A 23,287-nucleotide genomic window follows, 5' to 3' on the forward strand; every position below is an offset into this window, starting at 1 on the left:
CACGCGCGGGTTCCCCCCGCCGGTATCCGATCTCGCCTCCCTGTTCTTTGCCGTGGCCCGGACGCCGCCGGGTATGCCGAACCCCCCGCGGGGCCGCGGGGGGAAGCCTGATGGAGAAGCCGCTAGGTGCGGCGGCGCCGCGCCGCGACCGCGTTGGCGACCGCGATGAGCACGCCGATCCCGAAGATCAATGTTCCCATGACGTTGACCTGCGGCGGGATTCCCGTCTTGACCGATCCGATGATCCACAGCGGGAACGTGACGGTGGAGCCGTTGACGAAGCTGGTCACCACATAGTCGTCGATCGACAGCGCGAAGGCCAGCATGCCGCCCGAGAGCACGCCGGGCAGCACGGCCGGCAGCGTGACCTGCCGGAACGTGCCCCAGGCGGAGGCGCCGAGGTCCCTGGCCGCCTCCTCCAGCGACGGGTCCAGGGTGATGACCCGGGCCCGCACGGTGACGGTCACGAAGGACAGCGAGAACAGCACGTGCGCGATGATGATCGTGAGGGCGTCGCGCGGCAGGTTGGCGGAGACGAACAGCGACAGCAGCGACGCGCCCATGACCAGCTCCGGCGTGGAGATGGCGGCGAAGACGAGGAAGTTCGTCACCCCGCGCCCGCGGAAGGTGTGGCGGCCGAGCGCGAGGCCCAGCATGGTGCCGATGACCACGGTGATGAGCGTGCTGGCCACGGCGACGGTCAGCGAGTTCCGCAGCGCCGTGGTGAGGTCGGAGATGTCGAACAGCTCCTGGTACCAGCGCAGCGTGAAGCCCTGCCAGCTCGTGTTCGACTTGCTCTTCTTGTCGTTGAACCCGAACAGGATCATCACGGCGATCGGCGACGACAGCCAGACGATGATCAGCCAGGTGTAGGCGTGCAGCAGGCGGTCGCCGAGCCGTCCGCGCGGGCGGCGGGTCAGGGTCGTGGCGCTCATCGGGCGGCCGCCTCGAGGACGTTCTCGGTGCCGAGCGCGCGGGCGTAGATGAAGATCCCGATGAGCAGCACGGCCATGAGCGTGAACGACAGCGCCGAGGCCGTCGGGTAGTTGAGGTTGGTCAGGTACTCGGTCTGGATGATGTTGCCGATCATCGTGTTGCCGGTGCCGCCGAGCACCTGGGCGTTGACCGGGTCCGCCGTGGCGGGCACGAAGGTCATGAGCACCCCGGCGAACACCCCCGGCAGCGACAGCGGCAGCACCACCCGCCGGAAGGCCGCCGTCCTGGAGGCGTACAGGTCGTAGGCCGCCTCGACGACCCGCGGGTCCACCCGCTCCAGCGCCACGTAGATCGGCAGGATCATGAACGGCAGGAAGTTGTAGGTCAGCCCGCCGACCACGGCGACCGTGGTGGCCAGCACGTGGAAGTCGGCGGGCAGCAGCCCCCAGCCCTTCAGCGTGCCGAACAGGACTCCGTCGTCGGCCAGCAGGAATCCCCACGAGATGGTCCGCAGCACGAACGAGACGAAGAACGGCAGCAGCAGCATGAACAGGTAGACGGACTTGCGGCTGCCCCCCTTGAAGGCGATCCAGTACGCCACCGGGTAGCCGATGACGAGCATGGCGACCGTGGCGAGCCCGCCGTACCAGAGGGAGCGCACGAGCTGGGTGCTGTAGCGGCCCAGCGCGTCGGCGTAGTTGGAGAAGCTGAACGTCATCGCGAAGCCGTCGATGGCGTTGCCGGTCTGCAGCGACACCGAGGCCATCGCGGCCATCGGCACCACGAGGAAGACCGCCAGCCACATCCAGCTCGGCAGCGCGAGCAGGTAGGGAGTCAGCCGCTTCATCGTCTACGCCTGGGTGATCGACTGGAAGATCGGGTTGAACACCTGCTCCTGCTGCGTGGTGAGCGAGGTGTAGGTGCGCAGCTTGGCGTAGTCCGCCTCCGAGGGGAACATCAGCGGGCTGGCCACCATCTGCTCCAGCGCCTTCTTGTCCTCGCCGGCGGCCTTGGCGGCCTTCTCCTTGAGGATGTCCTGCACGCCGGGCACCGGGGTGACGAACTGGATGAACTCGTCCAGCTCGGCGGCCACCGCCGGCTGGTAGAGGTAGTCCATGAGCATGAGCGCGTCGACGGGGTTGGCGGCGCCCTTGGGGATGAGCATGTTGTCGGTCCAGATCGTGCCGCCCTCCTCGGGCACCACGAACTTGACCGGCTCACCCGCGAGCTGGCGCTGGAAGACGTCGCCGGACCAGGCCATGGTCACCCAGACGTCGCCCTTGGACACGGCGTCGATGTAGGACTGGTCGTAGTACTTGCGCACGATGCCGGCGTCGCGCTGCGCCTTGAGCTTCTCCCCGGCCTTCTTCCAGTCGGCCTCGGTCGACTTCTCCGGGTTGACACCGAGGGCGATCATGCCGAAGTTGGCGATCTCCTGGGCGTCGCCCATCATCCCGACGCGGCCCTTGTACTTGGGGTCGAACAGCGCCTCGATGCTGGTGATGTCGTCCTTGACGTACTTGGTGTTGTACGCGATCCCGGTCACGCCCGAGGTGTAGGGGATGGTGTAGGTGCTGCCCGGGTCGTAGGCGCGGTTCTTGTACGCCTCGCCGGCGTTGGCCGCGAAGTTCGGCAGCTTGGAGTGGTCGAGGGCGACGCAGTAGCCGAGCTGGATCATGTGCTGGAGCTGGACGCCGTTGGTCATGACCACGATGTCGTAGCCGAGCGGCTGGCCGGCCCGCAGCACCGGGTCGGCCTTGCCGAAGAACTCCGCGTTCTCCTGGATGACCTCCTTGTACTGGTAGGAGATCCCGGTCTCGCTCTGGAACTTCTTCAGCGGCGCCTGGTCCTCGGGCATGTACTCGGGCCAGTTGGCGAACACGACGCGGCCGTGCTTGGTCTGCTTCGCCCAGTAGTCCTTGACCGCGTCGGCCTTCGGCGGCGCCGCCTTCTGCCCCTGCACTCCACAGGCGGCCAGGGCGAGGCCGGCGGCGGACAGGCCCGCGATGCGGAAGGCCTCGCGACGGGTACGGGGCTGGGTCATGCCCCGCAGGAAGGCGGGGTCGTGCAGGTGGCTCATGGGGTGGTTCGACTTCCTATCGCGTAAGAGTGCTGCGCCGGCCACGACAGCCAGACCGGGTCTCCCCGCTCCGCCGTGGTCGTCGCGTCGTGCGCGTTCTGCTGGAAGACCGTGACCTCGGTCCCGTCCCCGAGGCGCACGGCGTAGCTGTTGTAGGTGCCGAGGTAGACGACCTCGCCGACGGTCCCCGGCACCACGCTCACGTCGCCGTCCGGCTTGTCCAGCGAGATGGTGATCTTCTCCGGCCGGACGGTCACGGTGACCTCGCCGTCCCGCCCGGGCACGAGGACCCGGCCCCCGCCGAGCTCCAGCACCCCGCCGGCGGCGACGCCGGTGAGCAGGTTGGAGGTGCCGATGAAGCCGGCGACGAACGCGCTCGCCGGCTTCTCGTAGATCTCCCTGGGCCCGCCGAGCTGCTCGACGAGCCCGTCGTTCATGACGGCGATCCGGTCGCTCATGGTGAGCGCCTCGCTCTGGTCGTGCGTCACGTACACGAACGTGATGCCGACCTCGCGCTGGATGCGCTTGAGCTCGATCTGCATGGCCTGGCGCAGCTTGAGGTCGAGCGCGCCGAGCGGCTCGTCGAGCAGCAGTGCCCGGGGCCGGTTGACCAGGGCGCGGGCCAGCGCGACCCGCTGCTGCTGGCCGCCCGACATCTCGCGCGGCCGGCGCTTCTCCCGGCCGCCCAGGTCCACGATCTCCAGCATCTCGCCGACCCGCCGCCGGATCTCCTCCTGCGGGGTGCGGCGCTGCTTGAGACCGAACGCCACGTTGTCCCACACGTTCATGTGCGGGAACAGCGCGTACGACTGGAAGACCATGTTCACGTCGCGCTTGTTCGGCGGGACGTTCGTGACGTCGGCCCCGTGCAGCCTGACCACGCCCCGCGACGGCTCCTCGAAGCCGGCGATCATGCGCATGGTCGTGGTCTTGCCGCAGCCGGACGGGCCGAGCAGGGAGAAGAACTCCCCTTCGGCGATGTCGAGCGTGACGCCCTTCACCGCCTGGACGACCTCGCCGTGCGAGAGGTACTCCTTGACGACGCCGTCGAGTTCGATCGCGTTCAGCTCGGCCCTGTTCAGCTCGGCCATGTCCAGGATCTGTCCTTGCGTGCTATTCGCCGATGTAGTGCATGACGTGCTTGACCCTCGTGTAGTCGTGCAGACCGAACACCGAGAGGTCCTTGCCGTAGCCGGAGTGCTTGAAGCCGCCGTGCGGCATCTCCGACACGAAGGGGATGTGGGTGTTGACCCACACCACGCCGAAGTCGAGCCGGTTGGACATGCGCATGGCGCGCCCGTGGTCGGAGGTCCACACCGAACCGCTCAGACCGTACTTGACGTCGTTGGCCTTGGCCAGGGCGTCCGCCTCGTCGGTGAACGTCTGGACGGTGATGACGGGGCCGAAGACCTCGTTCTGCACCATCTCGTCGTCCTGCCGGAGGCCGTCGACGATCGTGGGGGCGAAGAACCAGCCCTTGTCGCCGACGCGGTGGCCGCCGGTGAGCACCTTGGCGTGCGCCGGGACGCGGTCGATGAAGCCCTGCACCTTGGCGAGCTGGTTCTCGTTGTTGAGCGGGCCGTACAGGGCGTCCTCGGTGGACAGGTCGCCCGTGACGGTGGCCGCGGCGGCCTCGGTGAGCGCGGCCACGAACTCGTCGTGGACGCTCTCCTGCACGAGCACGCGGCAGGCGGCGGTGCAGTCCTGGCCGGCGTTGTACAGGCCGGCGGTCGCGATGTCCGCGGCGGCCTTGGCCAGGTCCTTGACGTCCTCGAAGACCACGACGGGCGCCTTGCCACCGAGCTCCAGGTGGACGCGCTTGAGGTCGTCGGCGGCGCTCCTGGCCACCGACATGCCGGCGCCGACGGAGCCGGTGATGGCGACCATCGCGGCGGCCGGGTGGCCCACGACCAGCGCGCCGGTCTCCCGGTCGCCGGTGACGACGTTGAAGACGCCGGCGGGCAGCACCTCGCCGAGGATCTCGGCGAGCTTGAGCGTGGAGGCGGGCGTGGTGTCGGACGGCTTGAGGACGATCGTGTTGCCCGCGGCCAGCGCCGGGGCGATCTTCCAGACGGCCATCATCATCGGGTAGTTCCAGGGCGTGACCTGGCCGACGACGCCGATGGGCTCGTGCCGGATGACGCTGGTGTGGTCGGCGAGGAACTCGCCGGCCGTCGGTCCCTCCAGCGTGCGCGCGGCCCCCGCGAAGAACCGGAAGTGGTCCGCGGCGACCGGCGTCTCGTCCTCGGCCATGCGGGCGCGGGGCTTGCCGGTGTTGAGGCACTCGGCCTCGTTGATCTCGTCGGCCCGCGCGTCGATCGCGTCGGCGACCTTGAGCAGCAGGTTCGCCCGCTCGCCCGGGGTGGTCCGGCCCCATGACTCGAAAGCGGCAGCCGCGGCGGCGTAGGCAGCGTCGATATCCTCGGCACCGGAGATCGGGGCCTGAAGGTAGGCCTCGCCGGTGCACGGGTCGATGATGTCGGAGAATCGGCCGCTCTTGGCGTCCACGAACTCACCGTTGATGAAGTTCTGCAGACGGGTGGTCAAGGTGATGACCTCCTGGTGAGGTGGCTGAGATGCCGCGACTCTTACAGAGCGTGTGCATCTGGACAAGGGATTTCGTGGCGAAGATACCAAATTGCTACGAATTCGCTTGACAGGGCGTCGAGAACTGACAACATGTCGCACCAGGACGGCAATGGACCGGGAACGCGCCCGTAACGCGCGCCGCTAGGAGGACCGCTCGCGATGACGACCCCGCCACGCGCCCGCCGCGGCAGTGACACGGCGCCTGGACAGTTCACGCTGGACGACCTGTCCAAGCGGATCATCGAGCAGCTCCAGGCCGACGGGCGCATGCCGTACGCGGCGATCGGCAAGGCCGTCGGCCTGTCGGAGGCGGCGGTCCGCCAGCGGGTGCAGCGCCTCCAGGACGCCGGCGTCATGCAGATCGTCGCGGTGACCGACCCGCTGACGCTGGGCTTCCCGCGCCAGGCGATGATCGGCGTGAACATCGAGGGCGACCTGGAGTCGGTCGCCGACGAGCTCGCGGCCATCGACGAGATCGACTATGTGGTGCTCACCGCGGGCTCCTTCGACGTGATCGTCGAGGTGGTCTGCGAGGGCGACGGTCATCTTTTGGACATTCTTAGCAAAATCCGTGCAATTCCGGCGGTACGCGCCACGGAGTCGTTCGTCTATCTGAAACTCCGGAAGCAGACGTATTCCTGGGGCACCCGCTGACCGTCCGTCACTGAAGCCACCTTGTGACCATGGGTCACACCGGTCCCAGCCGGGCCACCGCTCTCACCGGCGCGCCGTCGGCGCCGGGCAGCCGCAGCGGCAGCAGCCACGCCTCCACCGAGCGGCCCGCCGCCTGAGCCGCCAGCACGCGGTCGAGGCCGGTGAGGTTCTCGGCGATGACCGCGTGCGCCCCGCACAGCACCCGGTGCGCCGGGAAGTCCTCCGCGGGCCCGGCCTGGCCACTCGGGTCCACGCTCAGCGCGTCGATCCCGACCGTCCGCACGCCCCTGTCCACCAGCAGCCGCGCCGCCTCCTCCGTCAGGTACGGGTGCGCCGCGTACGCCTCGCTCCCCCAGTGCGCCGACCAGCCCGTGGCCACCAGCACGATCGGCGGGACCCCGCCGGCCGGGACGCCCTCGAACGCCTCCGGTCCGATCGCCGCGCGCGGCTCCCGGCCCCGGGCGTCCACCACGACGGCCGGGCCGGCGAAGCGCTCCAGCGGCAGCTCGTCCAGCGCGGGCAGCGCGTCGTCGATGTGGAAGGGCGCGTCCACGTGGGTGCCCGACTGGGAGCCCAGGTGCAGCGCCAGCACGTTGACGCCGTCGCGCGCCGCCGTGAGGGCCGGGCCGAGCGCCACCTCGGGGTCGCCGGGGTAGACCGGCATCCCGGTGGCGATCGGCACCGACAGGTCCACGAGTTCGGTGGTCATGGCGCCATCGTCACACGGGCTGCTCGGCCGGCGCGCCCACGATCGGCGGGACCGGCGTGTCCACGGCCCGCACCAGGCGCGGCCCCTCCGGCCCGTACACCTCGCGCGGCTCGGGGAACAGCGCGAGCAGCGCCAGGTAGAGCACGGCCGCCACGGCCAGTCCGAGCGGCAGCGAGACGTCCACCCCGCCGGCCAGGCCACCGAGCGGGCCGACGAACTGGCCCGGCAGGTTGACGAACAGCAGCGCCACCGCCGCCGCGGCCAGCCAGGCCGTCATGCCGCGCCAGTTCCAGCCGTGGGTGAACCAGTAGCGGCCGCCGCGCTGGCGCCGGTTGAACACCTGGAGGGCGTCGGGGTCGTACCAGCCGCGCCGGGTGACGTACCCGAGCGTCATGATCACCATCCAGGGCGCGGTGCAGGTGATGATCAGCGTGGCGAACGTCGAGATGCTCTGCGTGAGGTTGGCGGCGAAGCGGCCGAGGAAGATGAACGCGATCGACAGCGTGCCGATGAACACCGTCGCCTGCACCCGGGAGAAGCGCGGGAAGACGCTGGAGAAGTCCAGGCCGGTGCCGTACAGGGAGGTCGTGCCCGTGGACATGCCGCCGATCAGGGCCAGCAGGCAGACCGGCACGAAGTACCAGGTCGGCGCGATGGCCAGCAGGCCGCCCACGTAGTTGGGCGCGGCCGGGTCCACGTACTGCGCCGCCCTGGTCGCGATGATCGAGGCCGTGGTCAGGCCGAACAGGAACGGCAGGATCGTGGCGACCTGCGACAGGAACGCCGCGGCCATGACCCGCGAGCGCGGCGTCGAGGCCGGGATGTAGCGCGACCAGTCGCCGAGGAACGCGCCGAACGACACCGGGTTCGACAGCACGATCAGGGCGGCGCCGATGAACGACGGCCAGAACAGCGGGTCACCGGCCGCCAGCGTACCCGGGTAGGACGGGTCGAAGTCGCCCGCGAACGCGATCACGCCGAGCACGAACAGCAGCGACGCCGCCGCCACCGCGATCTTGTTGACGAACAGCATGAACCGGAAGCCGTAGACGCACACGACGAGCACCAGCCCGGCGAACAGCGCGTACGCCACGCCGTAGCTGACGTCGGAGTCCGGCAGGCCGACCAGCCGGTGCGCGCCGCCGACGAGCGCGTCGCCCGACGACCACACGGAGATGGAGAAGAACGCCACCGCGGTCAGCAGCGACAGGAACGAGCCGACGACCCGCCCGTGCACGCCCAGGTGGGCGGAGGAGGAGACGGCGTTGTTGGTGCCGTTGAGCGGCCCGAACAGCGACAGCGGCGCCAGGATCAGCGCGCCCACCAGCAGCCCGAGCAGGGTGGCGGCGAGGCCCTGCCAGAACGACAGGCCGAACAGGATGGGGAAGGCGCCGAGGACGCAGGTGGCGAAGGTGTTCGCGCCGCCGAAGGCCACCCGGAACAGGTCGAGGGGGCGGGCGGTGCGGTCGGCGTCGGGGATGCGCTCGACGCCGTGGGTCTCGATCTCGGTGATGGAGGGGCCGGTGTTCGAAGTCGCGGTGGTGGAGGGCTCAGGAAGGGGGGTGCTGCTCATGGCTTCTCCTGCAGGGCGAGGAGGCTGACGAGGTCGTAGGCGACGTGGGAGGCGGCGACGGAGGTGATCTCGGCGTGGTCGTAGGCGGGGGCGACCTCCACGACGTCCGCGCCGACCAGCCGGCAGCCGGCCAGGCCGCGCAGGATCTCCAGCAGCTCCCGGCTGGTGAGCCCGCCCGCCTCCGGGGTGCCGGTGCCGGGGGCGTGCGCGGGGTCGAGCACGTCGATGTCCACCGACACGTACAGGGGACGGTCGCCGACGCGCTGCCGCAGGGCGTCGGTCACCTCGTCGACGCCCCGGCGCAGCACGTCGGCGGCGGTCACCACGCCGAACCCGAGCCGGCGGTCCTCCTCCAGGTCCTTGCGCCCGTACAGCGGGCCGCGGATGCCCACGTGGCTGAGCGCCTCGGTGTCGAGGATCCCCTCCTCGACGGCCCGCCGGAAGGGGGTGCCGTGCGTGTACTCGGCGCCGAAGTAGGTGTCCCACGTGTCGAGGTGGGCGTCGAAGTGCAGCAGCGCCACCGGCCCGTGCCGGCGGGCCACCGCGCGCAGCAGCGGCAGGGCGATCGTGTGGTCGCCGCCGATCGTGACCAGCCGCGCGTCGATGCCGCTCGCGGCGGCCTCGATGTCCTCGATCGCCTCGCGGATGTCGAACGGGTTGGCGGCGATGTCACCGGCGTCGGCGACCTGCGCGCGCTCGAACGGCGACACGTCCAGCCCCGGGTGGTACGGCCGCAGCAGCCGCGAGGCCTCCCGGACGGCCGACGGGCCGAACCGCGCCCCGGGCCGGTAGGACACGCCGCTGTCGAACGGCACGCCCACCACCGCGACGTCGGCCGTGCCGACCTGGTCGAGGCGGGGCAGCCGGGCGAAGGTGGCGGGCCCGGCGAAGCGCGGGACCCGGCTGGAGTCGACGGGGCCGATGGGGGCTTCGTTCATTCCCGCAGTCTTCGACAAGGCGCTGACCTGCGGCAATTGGTCCTGCCACGAAGTACTACGGTGTGTGTTGTGGCGGACCACAAGGTGACGGTGGAGGACCTGCTGCGCTCGCCCGCCCTCCAGCTCCGGCTGCTGGCGGGCGAGGCGGGGCTGGGCCGGTCGGTGTCGTGGGCGCACGTCAGCGAGCTGGAGGACCCGACGCCGTGGCTGCTCGGCGCCGAGGTGATCATGACGACGGGCATCGGCGTGCCGCGCTCGGCCGCCGGGCAGCGCGCCTACCTGGAACGCCTGGACGACGCCGGCGTGTCGGCCCTGGCGCTGTCGGCCCAGCTCCACGTGCCGCCGCTGCACCGGTCGCTGTACGACGCGGCCGGGGAGCGGGGCATGCCGATCCTGGAGGTGCCGCTGGCCGTGCCGTTCATCGCCGTCGCGCAGGAGGTGGCGGCGGCCGTGCAGGAGGACGCCCGGCACCGGCTCGGCGCGCAGCTCCAGGTGTTCGGCGCGCTGCGGTGGCTGGCCGCGGAGGACCTGGACACGGCCACGCTGTTCCGGCGGCTGGAGCGGCTGTCGGGCTACGACGTGTACCTGTGCACCCCGCAGGGCCGGCCGCTGCTGCCCGGCGTGCCGGTGCCCCCGGCGGGCGTGCTGCCGGCGCAGCCGGAGGCGCCGCCCACGATCCCGGGCGGTTTCGTGCTGCCGGTGCCCGCGCCGGGCGGCCCCGCGGGGTTCCTCGTGGCCTTCGAGCGGGAGGGCGCCCGGCCGGCGGGCCTGGCCGTCGTCCAGCACGTCGCGACCGTGGCCGCCCTTCAGGTCGCCATGGCCCGCCACGAGCGCGAGACGATCCGCCGCGAGGGCGCCGAGACGCTGGCCGAGCTGCTCCAGGACGTCCTCGACCCGCCCGCGGCCCGCCGCCGGCTGGCCCGGCTCGGGCTGCCGATGGAGGAGGAGGCGGTGCTGCTGGTGGTGCGCGACGCGCCGGACGACGCGCTGCGTCGCGCGCTCGACGACCACGCCCACCTGCTGCTGCGGCGCGGCGGCGACCACTACGTGCTCGGGCCGCCCGCCCTGGCCGAGGCCGCGGCGGGCGTGCCGGGCGCCGCGTGCGGGATGAGCCGGCCGTTCCCGCCGGGCGAGTCGCTGCGGGTGGCGCTGCGCGAGGCGGGCTGGGCGGCGGCCCGAGCCGCCGAGTCGGGCCGGCCGCTGGTGCGCTACGGCGACGACACGACGGGCCGCTGGCTGCCCGACGACCCGGCCACGCTGCACGCGCTCGTGCGGCACGTGCTGGGCGAGGTGCTGGCCTACGACGAGGCCCACGACTCGCGGCTCGTCACGTCGGTGCGCACGTGGATGGAGCGCAACCGCCGCACCGAGGAGGCGGCCGCGGCGCTGCACGTCCACCCCAACACGCTGGCCTACCGGCTGCGCCGCTTCGCCGCGCTGACGGGCCGCGACCTTTCGTCGAGCGCGGCTTTCGCCGAGGTGTGGCTCGCCATTCAGGCGGCCCGCCGTCTCGGTCTCCACGACCAGTGATGAAAATGCCCTTTCCGTAAATAACGGAAATGCTCGTCCTGATGACGTGGATTTATTTCCGCCGACAGTGCGACGTATCATCACCGCAGCGGGCGAGGAAGGATTCCTATGGCGGAACCGGCTCATGTGCTGGGCAGCGGACTTTCCGAGCTGACCGGTACGACCCTGCGCCAACTGACCGGGCTGGACGACTCGACGCTCGACGCCGTGGTGGGGAGGGTGGTCGGGCGGGCGGGCCCGTGGGACCGGCTCTGGCAGGAGGACGCCAACCACGGCGCCGCCCGGCGCGCGCGTTGAGCCTCGCCCCTGCGGACGTCGAGCACCTCGTCCGCGACCTTGGCGCGGGCGACCCCACGCCGCGGGACATGCGGACCCTGCGGGCCGTCCAACTCGCGCGCAACCAGGTGCTCATCGAGGCGGTCCGCCGCGGCGTGGCCGAGCGCGGCGGCGTGGCGGACCGCGGCGGCGTGGCGGACCGCGGCGGCGACGGCGCGTCCGCGTCCTTCGAGACGCTGGCCGAGCTGCAGGAGGCGGCCCCCGAGGTCATGGCGGAGCTGCTGGTGCTGCCGCAGGTGGGGTGCTGGGCGGTCGAGTCGTTACGCCTGCTGCGCCGCCGGGAGCAGCCGGACCTGGCGTATCTCGCCGCCTTCACGGCCGGGGCGGCGATCCGCGCGGGGCGGCGGCCGGAGCTGACGCCCGGCACGTACGTCCCCGGCCTCGGCACGTACGTGGGAGGCGGATGGCGGGGGCTGCCCTGGCTGCGCGCCGAGGCGGATGGGCTGGCCCTGGCCGTCAGGCTGGAGGCCGGCGACCCGTACCTGGCCGGCTACGGCCCGCGCGGCGCGGCGGAGCCCGGGCCGTGGCGGCCGTCCCTGCGCGCCGCCTGGCGGACGCTGGCCGAGCGGCACCGCCCCGCCGCCGAGGCGATCGCCGCCGGCTTCACCACGCTGGTGCCGCTCGCGTCCCGGCCGGGAGGCAAGCCCGCCAGCGCCACGTCCGGATGGGCGTACGGGGCGATCGCGCTCTCCCCGCCTCCCGACGCGGTGACGCTGGCCGAGAGCCTCGTCCACGAGATCCGCCACCTGGTGCTGGGCGCGGTCGAGGACGTGGTGCCGCTCGCCGACGCGGCCGACCCGCGCCGCTGGTACGCCCCGTGGCGCTCGGACCCGCGCCCGCTCGGCGCGCTGCTGCAGGGCTGCTACGCCAGCATGGCGATCACCGCCTTCTGGCGCACCGAACACGCCTGCGGGCCGCCGGAGCTGCGCGAGCGCGCCGAGGCGGAGTACGCGCACCGGCGCGCGATCACCGCCGGGGCGCTGCGCCGGACGGCGGAGTCGGGCGCCCTGACGGCCGCGGGCGAGACCCTGGTGGCGGGCCTGCGCGCCCGGCTCGAACCGTGGCTGGGCGAGCGGCTGTCCCCGGCGGCGGAGGAGCTGGCGGAGCGGCGCGGCGCCGAGCACCGCGCCCGCTGGCTGCGCGCGAATCCCGGCTTCACCCTCTGACCGGGTCACTTGGATCGACCGGGTACCTCGGTCCGACCCGGTCTCTCGGTCCGACCCGGTACCTCCGTCCGACCGGGTACCTCCGTCCGACCGGTACCTCCGTCCGACCGGTACCTCCGTCCGACCGGTACCTCCGTCCGACCGGTACCTCCGTCCTACGGGGTACGCGGCCCGGTCCCTCGGTTCGACCGGGTCTCTCAGTCGTTCATCGGCTCGATGCCCAGGTTGACGCGGCCGTACTGGGCCGCCAGGCGCGCGTCGGGGTGGTCGGGCAGCGGCGAGCGCCGGTAGCCGTCGAGCATCTCCTCCCGCAGCCGGCGGGCCGCGTCGGGGTCGCCGTCGGCGGTGCGGTCGAGCGACAGGTTGGCCATGGCCGCGAGCGTGTTGGGGTGGCCCGGCCCGTGCAGGGCGAGGCTCTGCTCCAGCACCGTCTCGCCCAGCCGCCGCGCCTCGCGCACCTCGCCCAGCGCGGCGAGGTCGCTGGCCAGGTTGTGCATCGCGATCAGGGTGCTGATGTGCGAGTCGCCGACGGCCGAGCGCAGGCCCTCGACGGCCCGCTCGTCGAGCCGCCGGGCGCCGCCCGGGTTGTTGCGCACCCGCAGCACGATGGCCAGGTTGGCGCAGGCCGCGAGCGTGTTGGGGTGGTCGACGCCGGCCACCTTCTCCAGCCCGAGCACGGTCTCCTCGCCCAGCCGCTGGGCTCCGGCGAGGTCCTCGTGCAGGCGGTGGTCGTTGATGAGGTTGGTGGCCGACTGGAGGGTCTGCCGGTGCTCCTTGCCCAGGATCGACTGGTGCAGGCCCAGCGCCTTGCGGCCCTGGGCGAAGGCGTCCTCGTAGAAGCCGGCCCGGCGCAGCGCCACGCCGAAGTCGATGGCGACCAGCAGCCGGAACTGGTTCCACGGGCTGTCCTTGCGGTCGAGCACGTTGTTGATCTTGCGGATGAGGTCGAGGGAGTCCTCGTAGCGGCCCAGCCCGCGCAGGTCGCGCGACAGGCCGAACTCCGAGCTGAGCGTCGGGTGCTCGACGGGGCCGAAGATGCGCAGCCGCTCGGCGAGGGTCTCCTCGTCGTGGCGCAGCGCCTCCTCGAAGCGGCCGAGGCAGCGCAGGCTCACCGCGACGTTGCTGCGGATGCGGAGCGTGTGCGGGTGGTCGGCGCGGAACTCCCGCTCGAAGATCGGCAGCAGCTCCAGGTCGTTGCGCAGCGCGTCGGCGTACCGGCCGAGCAGGCGCAGCCCCACGCCGTGCACCCGGGCGCAGCCGAGGTAGACGGGGTCCTCCTCGCCGAAGCGGGCGCGCAGCCGCTCCAGGTTGTCGATCTGCAGCCGCAGCGACTCCTCCCAGCGCCCCGAGAAGCGCAGCGCGTTGCTCACCTGCACGGCCAGGGCCAGCGTCTGCTTGTCGTCGACGCCGAACCTGCCGCGCCACAGCTCCAGGGTCGGCTCGCCGAGCCGCAGGCTCTCCTGGTGGCCGCCGCGCCGGTAGAGCTGCTCCACCTGGTTGATGACGAGCCGGCGCACCCTCGGGTCGGCCGACTCGACCGCGCCGGAGGGCACCAGGTGCTGGAGGGAGCGCTGGTAGATCTGGTCGTTGCCCTCGCGCTCGATGGAGCCGGGGTCGGAGGCGGCCAGCAGCAGGTGGGCGGCCTCCCGGAAGCGCCGCGCCGCCTCGGGGTCCTCGCGCGCCATGCGGTCCTTGGTGACCGCCTGCACGACCCGGTGGAGCTGCACCACGTTGCGCACGCCGTCGAGCTTGAGCAGGGAGTAGCGGCCCAGCTCGCGGGCGGCGCGCCGGAACGTGGTGACCGAGGACAGCACCCGGTCGAGCGGCTCGGGCAGGCCGTGGGTGACGGCGGGCTGCACGAGCAGCTCCTCGGAGATGGGCTCGGCCGACAGGCTGGCCAGCAGCTTGAACAGCGCGTCGGCCTCGTCGGAGATGCGCGAGCGCGACACGCTCCAGGTGGTGGCGACCGACTGCGGGTACTTGATGTCGACCGCGCTGGCCAGCAGCGCGTGCGCGTTGCGCCGGAACAGGTCGAGGTACTCGGCGACGCCGGTGCCGGTCTCGTTGAGGTAGGCGGCGGCGTGCTCGGCGGCCAGCGGCAGGTTGCCCAGCTCGCGGGCCAGCTCGGCGGCGGCGTCGGCCGCGCCGGTCATGCCGGTCGCGCCGGTCGCGCCGGTCGCGCCGTCGATCGTGGCGCCGGTCGCGGGCCCGGCCGTCGAGGGCGCTTCGGCCAGGGCCGTGACGCGGCGGCGGAGGAAGGCGATGGTCTCCTCCGGGTCGAACTCGGTCACCTCGATGCCGTCGAGGTTCATGGCCCGCCGCCAGTGGCGGTCGCGCGAGGTGATGATGACGTGGCCGCCGCCCGCGGGCAGGTAGTTCTGGACGGCGGCGGCGCTCTCGGCGTTGTCGTAGATCAGCAGCCAGTGCCGGTACGGCTCCCGGCCGGCCAGCGCCGCGAGCACCAGCCGGGCGGAGTAGTCGCGGTCGTCGGCGCGGAACCCGGGCAAAGCCATCTTCCTGCCCAGCGCGACGAGCGCGTTGATGATGGTCTCCTCCTGCTCGGCCCTGATCCACCAGACGAGGTCGTACTCGGCGCTGTGCCGGTGGGCGTACTCGGCGGCGATCTCGGTCTTGCCGATGCCGCCCATGCCGTAGACCGGCTGCGGCGGCTGCCCGACCAGGGCGGTGGAGCTCTCGGCCAGGCGCTCGCGCAGCTCGGCCAGCTCCCGCTCGCGCCCGGTGAAGTAGCGGTTGCGGAAGGGGATCTCGCGGCCCCAGAGCGTGATGCGCCGCTCCGGCCGTGCCACATCCTCCATCACGGTCACCGCCGTTCGTCGTCATACGCGCCGAATTCGGCGCGGGTCCATCGTATGACGTACGCCCCGCCGGGTCCCTTGTAAAGCGGGCCGTTATTCGCGGGCGACAAGAGATATATCCGGCATTTTCTCGCCACCGCCGGCGACCGATATGCCTATTGACGGAAACTGCCCTTTCATGGACCCTCAGAAGGGTTGAGCACCCCAGGCCGCCCATATCGAAAGGCGGTGGCATGTGCACTCTGGGGGCGCCGATCGCGACAACGAGGACGCCTGGAAGCTGCTCGTCGGGGACCTCACCCACGGAGACTGCGTCCCCTTCCTCGGCGCGGGGGCGAGCGCCGAACGCCTCCCGCTCGGCGGCGAGCTGGCCCGCAAGTGGGCCTCCAAGATCGGCTACCCGTTCCCCGACTCCGGTGACCTGGCGCGCGTGATGCAGTACGCGGCGACGATGACGTACCGGGACGCCACCCGGACCAAGCGCGTGTTCGTCGAGGAGGAGTTCGCCGGGGCCGCGCCGCCCGACGGAACCGACCAATACCAGGTGCACGCCGTGCTGGCGCGCTACCCTCTACCGCTGTACGTGACCACGAACTACGACGACTTCATGTTCCTGGCGCTGCAGCGGGCGCGCAAACGTCCGGTCTGGGACCTGTGCCCCTGGTACGCCGCCTCCGCCGACGACTGGACCGGGAGTCCCTTCCGTGAACCCGACTACGTCCCGTCCCCCGACCGTCCGCTGGTCTTCCACCTGCACGGTCACCACGAGGAGCCGCGCTCGATCGTCCTGCTGGAGGACGACTACCTCGACTTCCTGGTGCGGCTCACCCAGGACGGCCGGCACACCGGCATGTCGCCCGCGCTGTCGTCCGGCGGGCGGCCGATGACGCTGCTGCCGTCCTCCGTCCGCGCCGCGCTGCGCACCAAGGCGCTGCTGTTCGTCGGGTACGGCCTGCGCGACTGGACGTTCCACGTGCTGTTCAGGACGCTGCTGCACGGCCTCGGCGGCACCCAGTTGCGCGAGCACGTCAGCATCCAGCTCAACCCCGACGACCACCCGGCCGAGGAGCGCCGCTACCTCGAACGCCACTTCGAGAGCCGGCGCATCCGCGTGCTGTGGGAGACCCCGCGCTCGTTCAACGACAAGCTCGCCGCCGGGCTGCGGGACGCGCCGTGACCGGCGGCCCGCTCCCGGCCCAGGAGCCGTACGTGGGCCCGCGGCCCTTCCGCCGGGCCGAGGCGCCACTGTTCTTCGGCCGGTCGCGGGAGGCACGCCTGGTCCGGGACGCCTGGCTGTCGGAGCGGGTCGTGGTGCTGCACGGCGCCGCCGCCGTCGGGAAGACGTCGCTGCTGCACGCGGGCGTCCTGCCGCTGCTGTCCGGTGAGGCGCCGGACGCGCCGGGCGGCGCGCCGCGGCACACCGCGGTGCTGCCCGTGGGCCGCCTGGTCCACCAGGCGACCTGGCCGCTGGCCCGCGCGCCAGGACCGGGCGGACACCGGTTCACGCTGCTCAGCAGCTGGACCCCGGCCGGTCGGAGTCCCGACCCCGGGCGGCCGCTCACCGCCGTGCTCGGCGACGTCGCCGACCACCGGCGGCCGTACCGGATCCTCGGGGCGATCGACCACTTCGAGGAGCTGTTCACCGTGTTCCCCGAGCGGCTGGCCGAGCGCGAGCGGCTGGTCGCCGAGCTGGCGCGGGCGCTGCGCGAGCTGCCGCTGAACCTGCTGCTCGTGGTCCGCGACGACCAGCTCGCGGCGCTGAGCGGCTACGAGGGCGTGCTGTCGCCGCAGCCGTTCACGTACCTGCGGCTGGAGGGCCTGGACCCGGACTCCGCGCGGGCCGCCATGACGGGCCCGGCCGGGCGCGCCGGCCGCCGCTTCGCCCCGGGCGTCGCCGAGCGGCTGGTCGAGCGGCTGCGCACGTCCGTCTACACCGACCGGCTCGGCGAGTCGGTGGAGCTGGTCGGCGACCGGGTGTCGCCGTTCGAGCTGCAGCTCGCGTGCTCGGCCCTGTGGGCGGGCCTGGCCCCCGGCGAGGAGACGATCACCGCGGAGAGCCTGGCCCGGCTCGGCGACCTCTCGGGCGTGCTGGCCGCCTACTTCGACCGGGCGGTACGGGACGTGAGCGTGGAGACGAACTGGCCGGAGGGCGCGCTGCGGGCGTGGATCCGGGCCGCGTTCGTCACCGAGCGCGGCACCCGGGGCACCGCCTACCGGGGGCTCTCGCAGACCGCCGACCTGCCCAACGCGGTCGTGGACGCGCTGGTCGCCCGGCACGTCCTCACCGAGGAGCAGCGCGCCGGGAGCCTGTGGTACCAGCTCGCCCAGGAGCGGCTGGTGGAGGCCGTGCGCGCGTCCGGCGCCCCGGGCGGCCCCGCACCGCCGGCCGGGCAGGAGGCGCTCCCGGCCCGGCCGTCCGGCCAGGAGCCGTCCCCCGGCCGCTCGCCCGGGCAGGAACCCCTCCCGGCGCGCTCCCCCGCCGACTTCCGCGCCGCGGCCGAGGCCGCGCTCGGTGAGGGCAACTTCGTCTCGGCCCGCCGGTTCGCCGAGGCCGCGGCCCGGCGGTCGCTGGAGCAGGGCGACGAGTGGCAGTTCGCGAACCTGCTGGCCTTCCAGGGCGAGGTCGCCCGGGTCGAGGGCGACCTGGAGTCGGCGCGCGAGACCCTGACCGCGGCCCGTTCGGAGTTCGAGAGCCAGCAGGACACCCTGGCCACGGTCCGCGTGCTCACGGCGCTCGCGGAGGTGTGCCTGTCGATGGGCAACGCCGACGAGGCCGTCGAGCTGGGACGCCAGGCGGTGTCGCGGCTGCCGGGCGACGTCCCGGCCCGCACCACGCTCGCGTACGCGCTGTGGCGGGCCGGCTCACCTGCGGACGCCGAGGCCGTCTACAACGACGCGCTGGACCTCGACCGCGACGCCGCCCGCGCCCTGCACGGGCGCGGGCGCGTCCGGATCGCGCTGCGCGACCACGAGGGGGCCGTCGCCGACCTGCGGCGGGCCCTGGCGCTGGGGCTGCCGCGGGCGGACGAGGACGACGCCCGCGCCGCCCTCGCCGAGGCCCGCCGCCACCTCGGCGGCTGACCGCTCCCGGGCCTGGACGCGGCCGGTGACCGAGCCGCCTGACCGCTCCCGGGCCTGGACGCCGCCGGTGGCCGAGCCGCCTGACCGGCGCGGCCACCGCGGTCCGCCCGATCGGCTCAGTCGGCGAGCTGGACGGTGGCGATCTCCCAGGGGCCCAGGTGCAGGCGGAGGGCGCCGTCCGCGACCGGGATCGGCTCGCCGGGACGGCCGCGCAGGTCGGCGTGCCGGGCACGGCCGAACGAGCCCCGCACCTCCGCCTCCACCGGCTCCGGCGAGAGCGCCACGACCCGCAGCTCCTTCCAGCCGTCGCGGACCCGGAGGGAGCTCATCACCACGCCGTCGCCCGTGACCGACAGGCCCGGGGCCGCCGCGGGCAGGTCGAGCGACGGGTCCCCCGTGCCGGGCACCGGCAGCAGCTCGTGCCGGAAGACCTCCGCCGCCGGCGGCACCGCCGCCCAGCTCCCCTCGTACGGCATGAGCGCCAGCGTGAGCGAGCGCGGCCCGCGCGACTGGGCGGCCGGGGTCGGGAGCTGCGGACCGGCCGGCTCGGGGCGCAGGGCGTGGCGGTTGCGCGACAGGTAGCCGATGGAGCGCAGGAGGGTCAGCGCCAGCTCCGTCCCCTCCCCCTCCGGGGTCCCGCCCCAGGCGCAGCCGTCGACCAGCTCGTACTCCGTGACGTGCTCCAGCAGCGCCGCCACTCCCCCGGCGGCCACCCACGAGGAGGCCGGGAAGGTGGGCAGCGGCTCCTCGCCGCAGCCGCCCTCGGCGGTCAGGCCGCGGGTGACGACCGCGAACTGGCCCTCGGCGTGCGAGACGGACGCCGGTTCCGGAAGCGGCACGTGCAGCCGGACCCGGTGGTCGGCGCAGCGGTTGTCGAACTCCACCCGCAGCCGCGCGAACGGCTCGCCGACCCGCAGCTCGACGCGGGTGTCCACGACGATCTCCTCGGTGGCGTCGGTCCGGGCGGGCGCGGGCAGGGCGGGCGTGCCCTCGATGCCCGCGCCGGCGGCCGGCCACCGGTACGCGCGGCGCACGTCCAGGGCGGCGACGAGCGGGCCGGAGCAGACCGGGGTGACCTCCACCGACTCGGGGACCGAGACGACGCGGTCGTGGGCGGGGGGCGCGTGGTTGTAGCTGTCGCCGACGTCGCCGCCGTCCACGACGCGGGCCGCGCCCGTGAGCGTGACGCCGGAGGCGGAGGTCAGGGTGAGGGTGCCGTCCTCGGCCACCTCGACGCGGAGCAGGCCGTTGTCCAGCACCCGCCCGTCGGCCCGCACCCCTTCGGACGACCCCACGAGGGCGGAGCCGTTGGCGGCGGCGCGCACGGCGAACGGTCCGGCCACGGGTCCGGCGGCGGTGGCGTGCCCGGCCGGGGCCGGGCGCAGGCTGGTGTGGCCGAGCGGCGGCACCTCCACCAGGGCGGCCACGGTGCGCCGGGGCTCGGCGACGATGCGGACCCGCGTCACCCCTTCGACCGCGTCCCGCACCTCGGCCACGTCGAAGGCGCCGCCCGGCTCCCGGGCCACCTCGAAGGTCAGCACCCCGTCCTCGACCGACCAGCCGGTGATGTGCTGCCCGTACAGCTCGGTCCCGTGGACGAACGTCAGCGCCGTGGCCGGGTCCATCTCCTCGTCGAGCAGCAGCGTGGGCGCGTACTCCAGCGGCTGGACCGGGACGGGCGCGCCGGTGGCGTCCACCAGCGGGTCGTGGCCGGCGACGTCCAGGCGGACGACGCCGCGCCGGGTGGCGGGCGTGGGGTTGACGACGAGCACGCCGCCGGCGGGGACCGCGGCGGCCAGCCGGGCGGTCACCATGTCGCGGACGGCGTGCCCGAGGTGCTCGGCCTCGGCGATGCGCGCGGCGACCTGCTGGGCGGTCTCGTCCACGCCGCAGCCGGTGACGGAGTCGTGGCCGCTGGCGTCGACGAGCCGCCACCAGGCCATGTCGAGGAAGCGGCCGGGCCACTCCTCGCCCCAGAGGGTGGCCAGCGGCTCGGCGTACCGCTCGACCATGCGCTCGGCGCGGCCCATGGCCTGCTTGACGTGGGCGCGCACCGAGATGACGCCGGGCAGGATGTTGGCGCGGGCGTGGGAGCGCAGCTCGCCCTGGACGCTGGGCAGGCCCTCGACGGACCCGCCGTCCCCGTACGCGGCGATGTAGCCGGACAGGGTGTCCATGCGGGCCCCGATCGCGGCCACCATGCCGGGCAGGCCGCGCACCGGCGCCGAGTGGTCGGTGCCGTACATCGCGAGCAGCGCCCCGTCGGGCCCGTGCCACTCGCGCATGCGGCGGGTGAAGACGGCGGCCCGCTCCTCGGTGTGGGCCGGGTCCTCGAACAGGTGGGCGCCGTTGCCGTAGCCGCCGATGGGCAGGTACTGGGCGCGGACCGCGGTGCCGTCGGGGGCCACCCACGCGAAGGCGTCGGTCACCACGGACGACGGCACCCCGCGGTAGACGCAGGCGTGCAGCAGCCCGGCCTTGCGCAGGATCTGCGGCATCTGGGCCGTGTGGCCGAACATGTCCGGCAGGTAGCCCACCGGCATCGCCCCGCCGAGCTTGTCGGCCCGGTCCATGCCGAGCTCCAGGTTGCGGATGATGTTCTCGCCGGAGCACAGGAACTCGTCGAGCAGGATCTGCCACGGGCCGACCGCGAGCCGCCCGGACTCGACCAGCGCCGCGACGCGGTCGCGCTGCTCGGGGCGCACCTCCAGGTAGTCGTCGACGCAGGCGAGCTGCCCGTCGAGGGTGAAGTGGTAGCCGGGCTCGCGCTCCATCGTGTCGAGCACCTCGTCCAGCAGCGCCACCAGCCGCAGCCGGAAGCGCTGGAACGGCTCGTACCACTCGCGGTCCCAGTGGGTGTGCGGGACCACGACGATCTCGTGCGGGCTGGTCACGCTGCTTCCCCTCCGATCGGCAGGCCGTGCTGCACGGCGTAGCGGGCGGCGATCCGCTGGGCCGTGACGATGTCCTCCAGGGCGCCGTCCGCGCCGGTCAGCGGCGGCTCCCCCTCGGTGACGTAGGCGTGGAAGGCGGCGAGCTGCGTCTCGAACGCCTCGGTCACCTCGCGCCACTCGGCGCGCCCCTCGCCGCCGGGGTCGGCGCCCGGCGTGACGACGGTGAGCACGGTGGGCGCGTTGACCAGGTACGGGGCGGGGAAGGCCAGCTCCAGGGTGCCGCCGTCGTGGTGGATCGCCACGGTCTCCCGGTAGGCGGGGTAGTCCTCCAGGTAGTGCCAGCGGATGGAGAACCGCCCGGCGGCCGGCAGCGTGCCGGCGATCTCGATCGACCCCGGGGCCGGTCCCCAGGTCTCGACGTGGGAGATCTCGGCCGGGGAGCCGGTGAAGCGGCGCAGCAGCGACAGGTCGTGGCAGATGGAGCCGAGCGCCACGCCGTAGAGGGCGCGGACGGACTCGGGGGCGTCCACGCCGAGGGCGCGGGAGACGAGGTCGTCCTCGGCCGCGCGCAGCGAGGCGAGCAGCCCGGGGTCGACGTCGGCGGCCCGGGTCAGGTTGGCGAAGGCGAGCTGCGACCCGGCGCTCGGGTGGAGCACGGTCACCTCGACCGACCGGACGGCCTCGGGGCCGCCCAGCTCGGCCAGCAGCTTCTCGGCCCGGCGCACGGCCGGGTCGTACTGCTTCATGTAGCCGACCATGAGGCGGCCCTCGGGCAGCGCGGCCACCTCGGCCCGGGTCAGCGCCAGCGGCTTCTCGCACAGCACGGCGTGGCCCGCCTCCAGGGCCCGCCGCACCGGCTCGCCGTGGGAGCCGGAGGCCAGCATGACCACCGCCTCGAACCCGCCCGCGGCGAGCATGTCGTCCAGGGAGGTGTACCGGGCGGTGACGCCCAGGCGGTCGCCGACGGCGGCGGCCAGCGCGGGCGACAGGTCGCACACGGCGGTCACCTCGAACAGGTCGCGGCGTCTCGACAGCAGCGGCGCGTACACCGCCTGCGTGACGGCCCCGCACCCGACCAGCGCGATTCTCAAATCCCCAAGTCCTTCAGCTTCCGGCGGTTGGCCGCCTGGTCCGCGATGTTCTGTGCGACGGTGCGGCGTCCCGGCAGGGTGTCCTGCTCGATGACGATCCACCCCGCGTAGTCGATCTCGTCGAGGGTGCGCACGACGGCGGGCAGGTCCAGCTCGCCCTCGCCGAGCGGGGCGAACCCGCCGCGTCCCATGAGCTCGCGCAGGTCGGCGCCGTCGGCCAGGGCCCGGGCCTGGATCTTGGTGTCGCCGTCCTTGATGTGCACGTGCCCGACCCGGCTCGCCCAGTCGCGCAGCGCCGTCACCGGGTCGCCGCCCGCCAGCAGCAGGTGGCCGGTGTCGAGGCAGAGCTGCACGTCGGTCAGCTCCAGCAGCCGCTCCACGTCCTCGGGCGTCTCGACGTAGGTGCCGAGGTGGTGGTGGAACGCGGGCTCCAGCCCGCGCTCGCGGCACCGGTCGGCCGCCTCCTGCACGCGGGCGGCGTATCCCGCCCACTCCGAGGCGGCCAGCCCTGGAACGCTCCCACCGGGGCGCGCGAACCTCTCCGGCGATCCCGAGCACGCCAGCGTGGGCCGCGGCGCGAACCCCTCGGGCGCGTAGGGCGCGGCGGCGAAGACGTCGAGCGCGGCCTCCAGCGCGGGCAGTCCCGCCTCGTACGCCGCCGCGTCGCCGTAGCGCAGGTCCACCCAGCCGCCCGCGAGCAGCAGCCCGTTGCCCGCCAGCCGGTAGGCCAGATCGGACCCGGTGCCGAGGTAGCCGATCGGCCCGGAGTCGATGCCCTCGTAGCCGGCGTCGGACAGCGCGCGCACCATCTCGTCGGCACTCAACGGCGGCGCCTCGGTGGCCAGCTCGAACACCCCGAAGCTGACCGGCGCGTTGGCAACCTTCACCCGCATG

The 23,287-nt window shown here is 73.3% G+C and carries 18 protein-coding genes; 6 read left to right on the plus strand and 12 right to left on the minus strand.

Annotated features, from left to right (window positions below):
• Nucleotides 1–122 precede the first annotated feature (122 nt).
• The 5 genes from HD595_RS06505 to HD595_RS06525 are packed head-to-tail and all read right to left on the minus strand — an operon-like array spanning nt 123 to nt 5,563.
• Nucleotides 123–935, minus strand: a complete 813-nt coding sequence (locus HD595_RS06505) for an ABC transporter permease (RefSeq protein ID WP_253766570.1) — start codon at nt 933–935, stop codon at nt 123–125.
• On the minus strand, nt 932–1,783 hold the full coding sequence (locus HD595_RS06510; RefSeq protein ID WP_253766572.1) for an ABC transporter permease: 852 nt from the start codon (nt 1,781–1,783) through the stop codon (nt 932–934). The genes HD595_RS06505 and HD595_RS06510 overlap by 4 nt, the downstream gene beginning before the upstream one ends.
• Nucleotides 1,784–1,786: 3 nt before the next feature.
• On the minus strand, nt 1,787–3,016 hold the full coding sequence (locus HD595_RS06515; RefSeq protein WP_253766574.1) for a polyamine ABC transporter substrate-binding protein: 1,230 nt from the start codon (nt 3,014–3,016) through the stop codon (nt 1,787–1,789).
• Nucleotides 3,013–4,107: an ABC transporter ATP-binding protein gene (locus tag HD595_RS06520; protein WP_253766576.1), complete on the minus strand. Its 1,095-nt coding sequence runs from the start codon at nt 4,105–4,107 to the stop codon at nt 3,013–3,015. The genes HD595_RS06515 and HD595_RS06520 overlap by 4 nt, the downstream gene beginning before the upstream one ends.
• Nucleotides 4,108–4,129: 22 nt before the next feature.
• Complete coding sequence (locus HD595_RS06525) at nt 4,130–5,563, minus strand: gamma-aminobutyraldehyde dehydrogenase (RefSeq protein ID WP_253766578.1); 1,434 nt, start codon at nt 5,561–5,563, stop codon at nt 4,130–4,132.
• Between the two features lie 201 nt (nt 5,564–5,764).
• On the opposite strand from HD595_RS06525, the gene HD595_RS06530 reads away from it, so the two are divergent.
• Nucleotides 5,765–6,259 carry an Lrp/AsnC family transcriptional regulator gene (locus HD595_RS06530; protein WP_175595434.1) on the plus strand — a complete coding sequence of 165 codons (495 nt, stop codon included), beginning with the start codon at nt 5,765–5,767 and terminating at the stop codon, nt 6,257–6,259.
• Nucleotides 6,260–6,293: 34 nt separating this feature from the next.
• Here HD595_RS06530 and HD595_RS06535 read toward each other — a convergent pair whose 3' ends face one another.
• From HD595_RS06535 to speB, 3 genes are read right to left on the minus strand one after another with little or no spacing between them, the layout of a single operon-like run.
• Nucleotides 6,294–6,968 (minus strand): cyclase family protein, encoded by a 675-nt coding sequence (locus HD595_RS06535; RefSeq protein ID WP_253766581.1) that lies wholly within the window; start codon nt 6,966–6,968, stop codon nt 6,294–6,296.
• A 10-nt stretch (nt 6,969–6,978) separates the two neighbouring features.
• Complete coding sequence (locus tag HD595_RS06540) at nt 6,979–8,541, minus strand: purine-cytosine permease family protein (protein WP_253766583.1); 1,563 nt, start codon at nt 8,539–8,541, stop codon at nt 6,979–6,981.
• The gene (gene speB, locus HD595_RS06545) at nt 8,538–9,479 is read right to left on the minus strand and encodes an agmatinase (protein WP_253766585.1); all 942 of its coding nucleotides are present in this window, start codon (nt 9,477–9,479) and stop codon (nt 8,538–8,540) included. Before speB ends, HD595_RS06540 begins: the two co-directional genes overlap by 4 nt.
• Nucleotides 9,480–9,548: 69 nt before the next feature.
• Here speB and HD595_RS06550 point away from each other — a divergent pair, with 69 nt between their 5' ends.
• The 3 genes from HD595_RS06550 (at nt 9,549) to HD595_RS06560 (ending at nt 12,511) form a co-directional block, all read left to right on the plus strand.
• Entirely contained in the window at nt 9,549–11,009 is a 1,461-nt protein-coding gene (locus HD595_RS06550) for a PucR family transcriptional regulator (protein WP_253766587.1), read from the plus strand.
• Nucleotides 11,010–11,117: 108 nt separating this feature from the next.
• Nucleotides 11,118–11,306 carry a hypothetical protein gene (locus HD595_RS06555; protein ID WP_253766589.1) on the plus strand — a complete coding sequence of 63 codons (189 nt, stop codon included), beginning with the start codon at nt 11,118–11,120 and terminating at the stop codon, nt 11,304–11,306.
• Nucleotides 11,303–12,511: an aKG-HExxH-type peptide beta-hydroxylase gene (locus HD595_RS06560; protein WP_253766591.1), complete on the plus strand. Its 1,209-nt coding sequence runs from the start codon at nt 11,303–11,305 to the stop codon at nt 12,509–12,511. Before HD595_RS06555 ends, HD595_RS06560 begins: the two co-directional genes overlap by 4 nt.
• A 197-nt stretch (nt 12,512–12,708) precedes the next feature.
• Here HD595_RS06560 and fxsT read toward each other — a convergent pair whose 3' ends face one another.
• Nucleotides 12,709–15,327 carry an FxSxx-COOH system tetratricopeptide repeat protein gene (gene fxsT, locus HD595_RS06565; RefSeq protein ID WP_253766593.1) on the minus strand — a complete coding sequence of 873 codons (2,619 nt, stop codon included), beginning with the start codon at nt 15,325–15,327 and terminating at the stop codon, nt 12,709–12,711.
• 235 nt (nt 15,328–15,562) lie between these two features.
• Here fxsT and HD595_RS06570 point away from each other — a divergent pair, with 235 nt between their 5' ends.
• Both HD595_RS06570 and HD595_RS46635 read left to right on the plus strand, forming a co-directional pair.
• Nucleotides 15,563–16,504 (plus strand): SIR2 family NAD-dependent protein deacylase, encoded by a 942-nt coding sequence (locus HD595_RS06570; protein WP_253766595.1) that lies wholly within the window; start codon nt 15,563–15,565, stop codon nt 16,502–16,504.
• Nucleotides 16,501–18,408: an nSTAND1 domain-containing NTPase gene (locus HD595_RS46635; RefSeq protein ID WP_253766597.1), complete on the plus strand. Its 1,908-nt coding sequence runs from the start codon at nt 16,501–16,503 to the stop codon at nt 18,406–18,408. Before HD595_RS06570 ends, HD595_RS46635 begins: the two co-directional genes overlap by 4 nt.
• Before the next feature lie 116 nt (nt 18,409–18,524).
• On the opposite strand, the gene HD595_RS46640 is transcribed toward HD595_RS46635, so the two are convergent.
• The 3 genes from HD595_RS46640 to HD595_RS06590 are packed head-to-tail and all read right to left on the minus strand — an operon-like array spanning nt 18,525 to nt 23,286.
• Nucleotides 18,525–21,302, minus strand: coding sequence for a glycoside hydrolase family 38 N-terminal domain-containing protein (locus HD595_RS46640; RefSeq protein WP_253766599.1), 2,778 nt, complete (start codon nt 21,300–21,302; stop codon nt 18,525–18,527).
• Nucleotides 21,299–22,393: a Gfo/Idh/MocA family protein gene (locus HD595_RS06585; protein ID WP_253766601.1), complete on the minus strand. Its 1,095-nt coding sequence runs from the start codon at nt 22,391–22,393 to the stop codon at nt 21,299–21,301. The genes HD595_RS46640 and HD595_RS06585 overlap by 4 nt, the downstream gene beginning before the upstream one ends.
• Nucleotides 22,390–23,286, minus strand: coding sequence for a TIM barrel protein (locus HD595_RS06590; RefSeq protein ID WP_253766602.1), 897 nt, complete (start codon nt 23,284–23,286; stop codon nt 22,390–22,392). The genes HD595_RS06585 and HD595_RS06590 overlap by 4 nt, the downstream gene beginning before the upstream one ends.
• Nucleotide 23,287 lies beyond the last annotated feature (1 nt).

Origin of the sequence: Nonomuraea roseoviolacea subsp. carminata, from assembly GCF_024172185.1 — a bacterium.
Taxonomy (GTDB): domain Bacteria; phylum Actinomycetota; class Actinomycetes; order Streptosporangiales; family Streptosporangiaceae; genus Nonomuraea; species Nonomuraea roseoviolacea.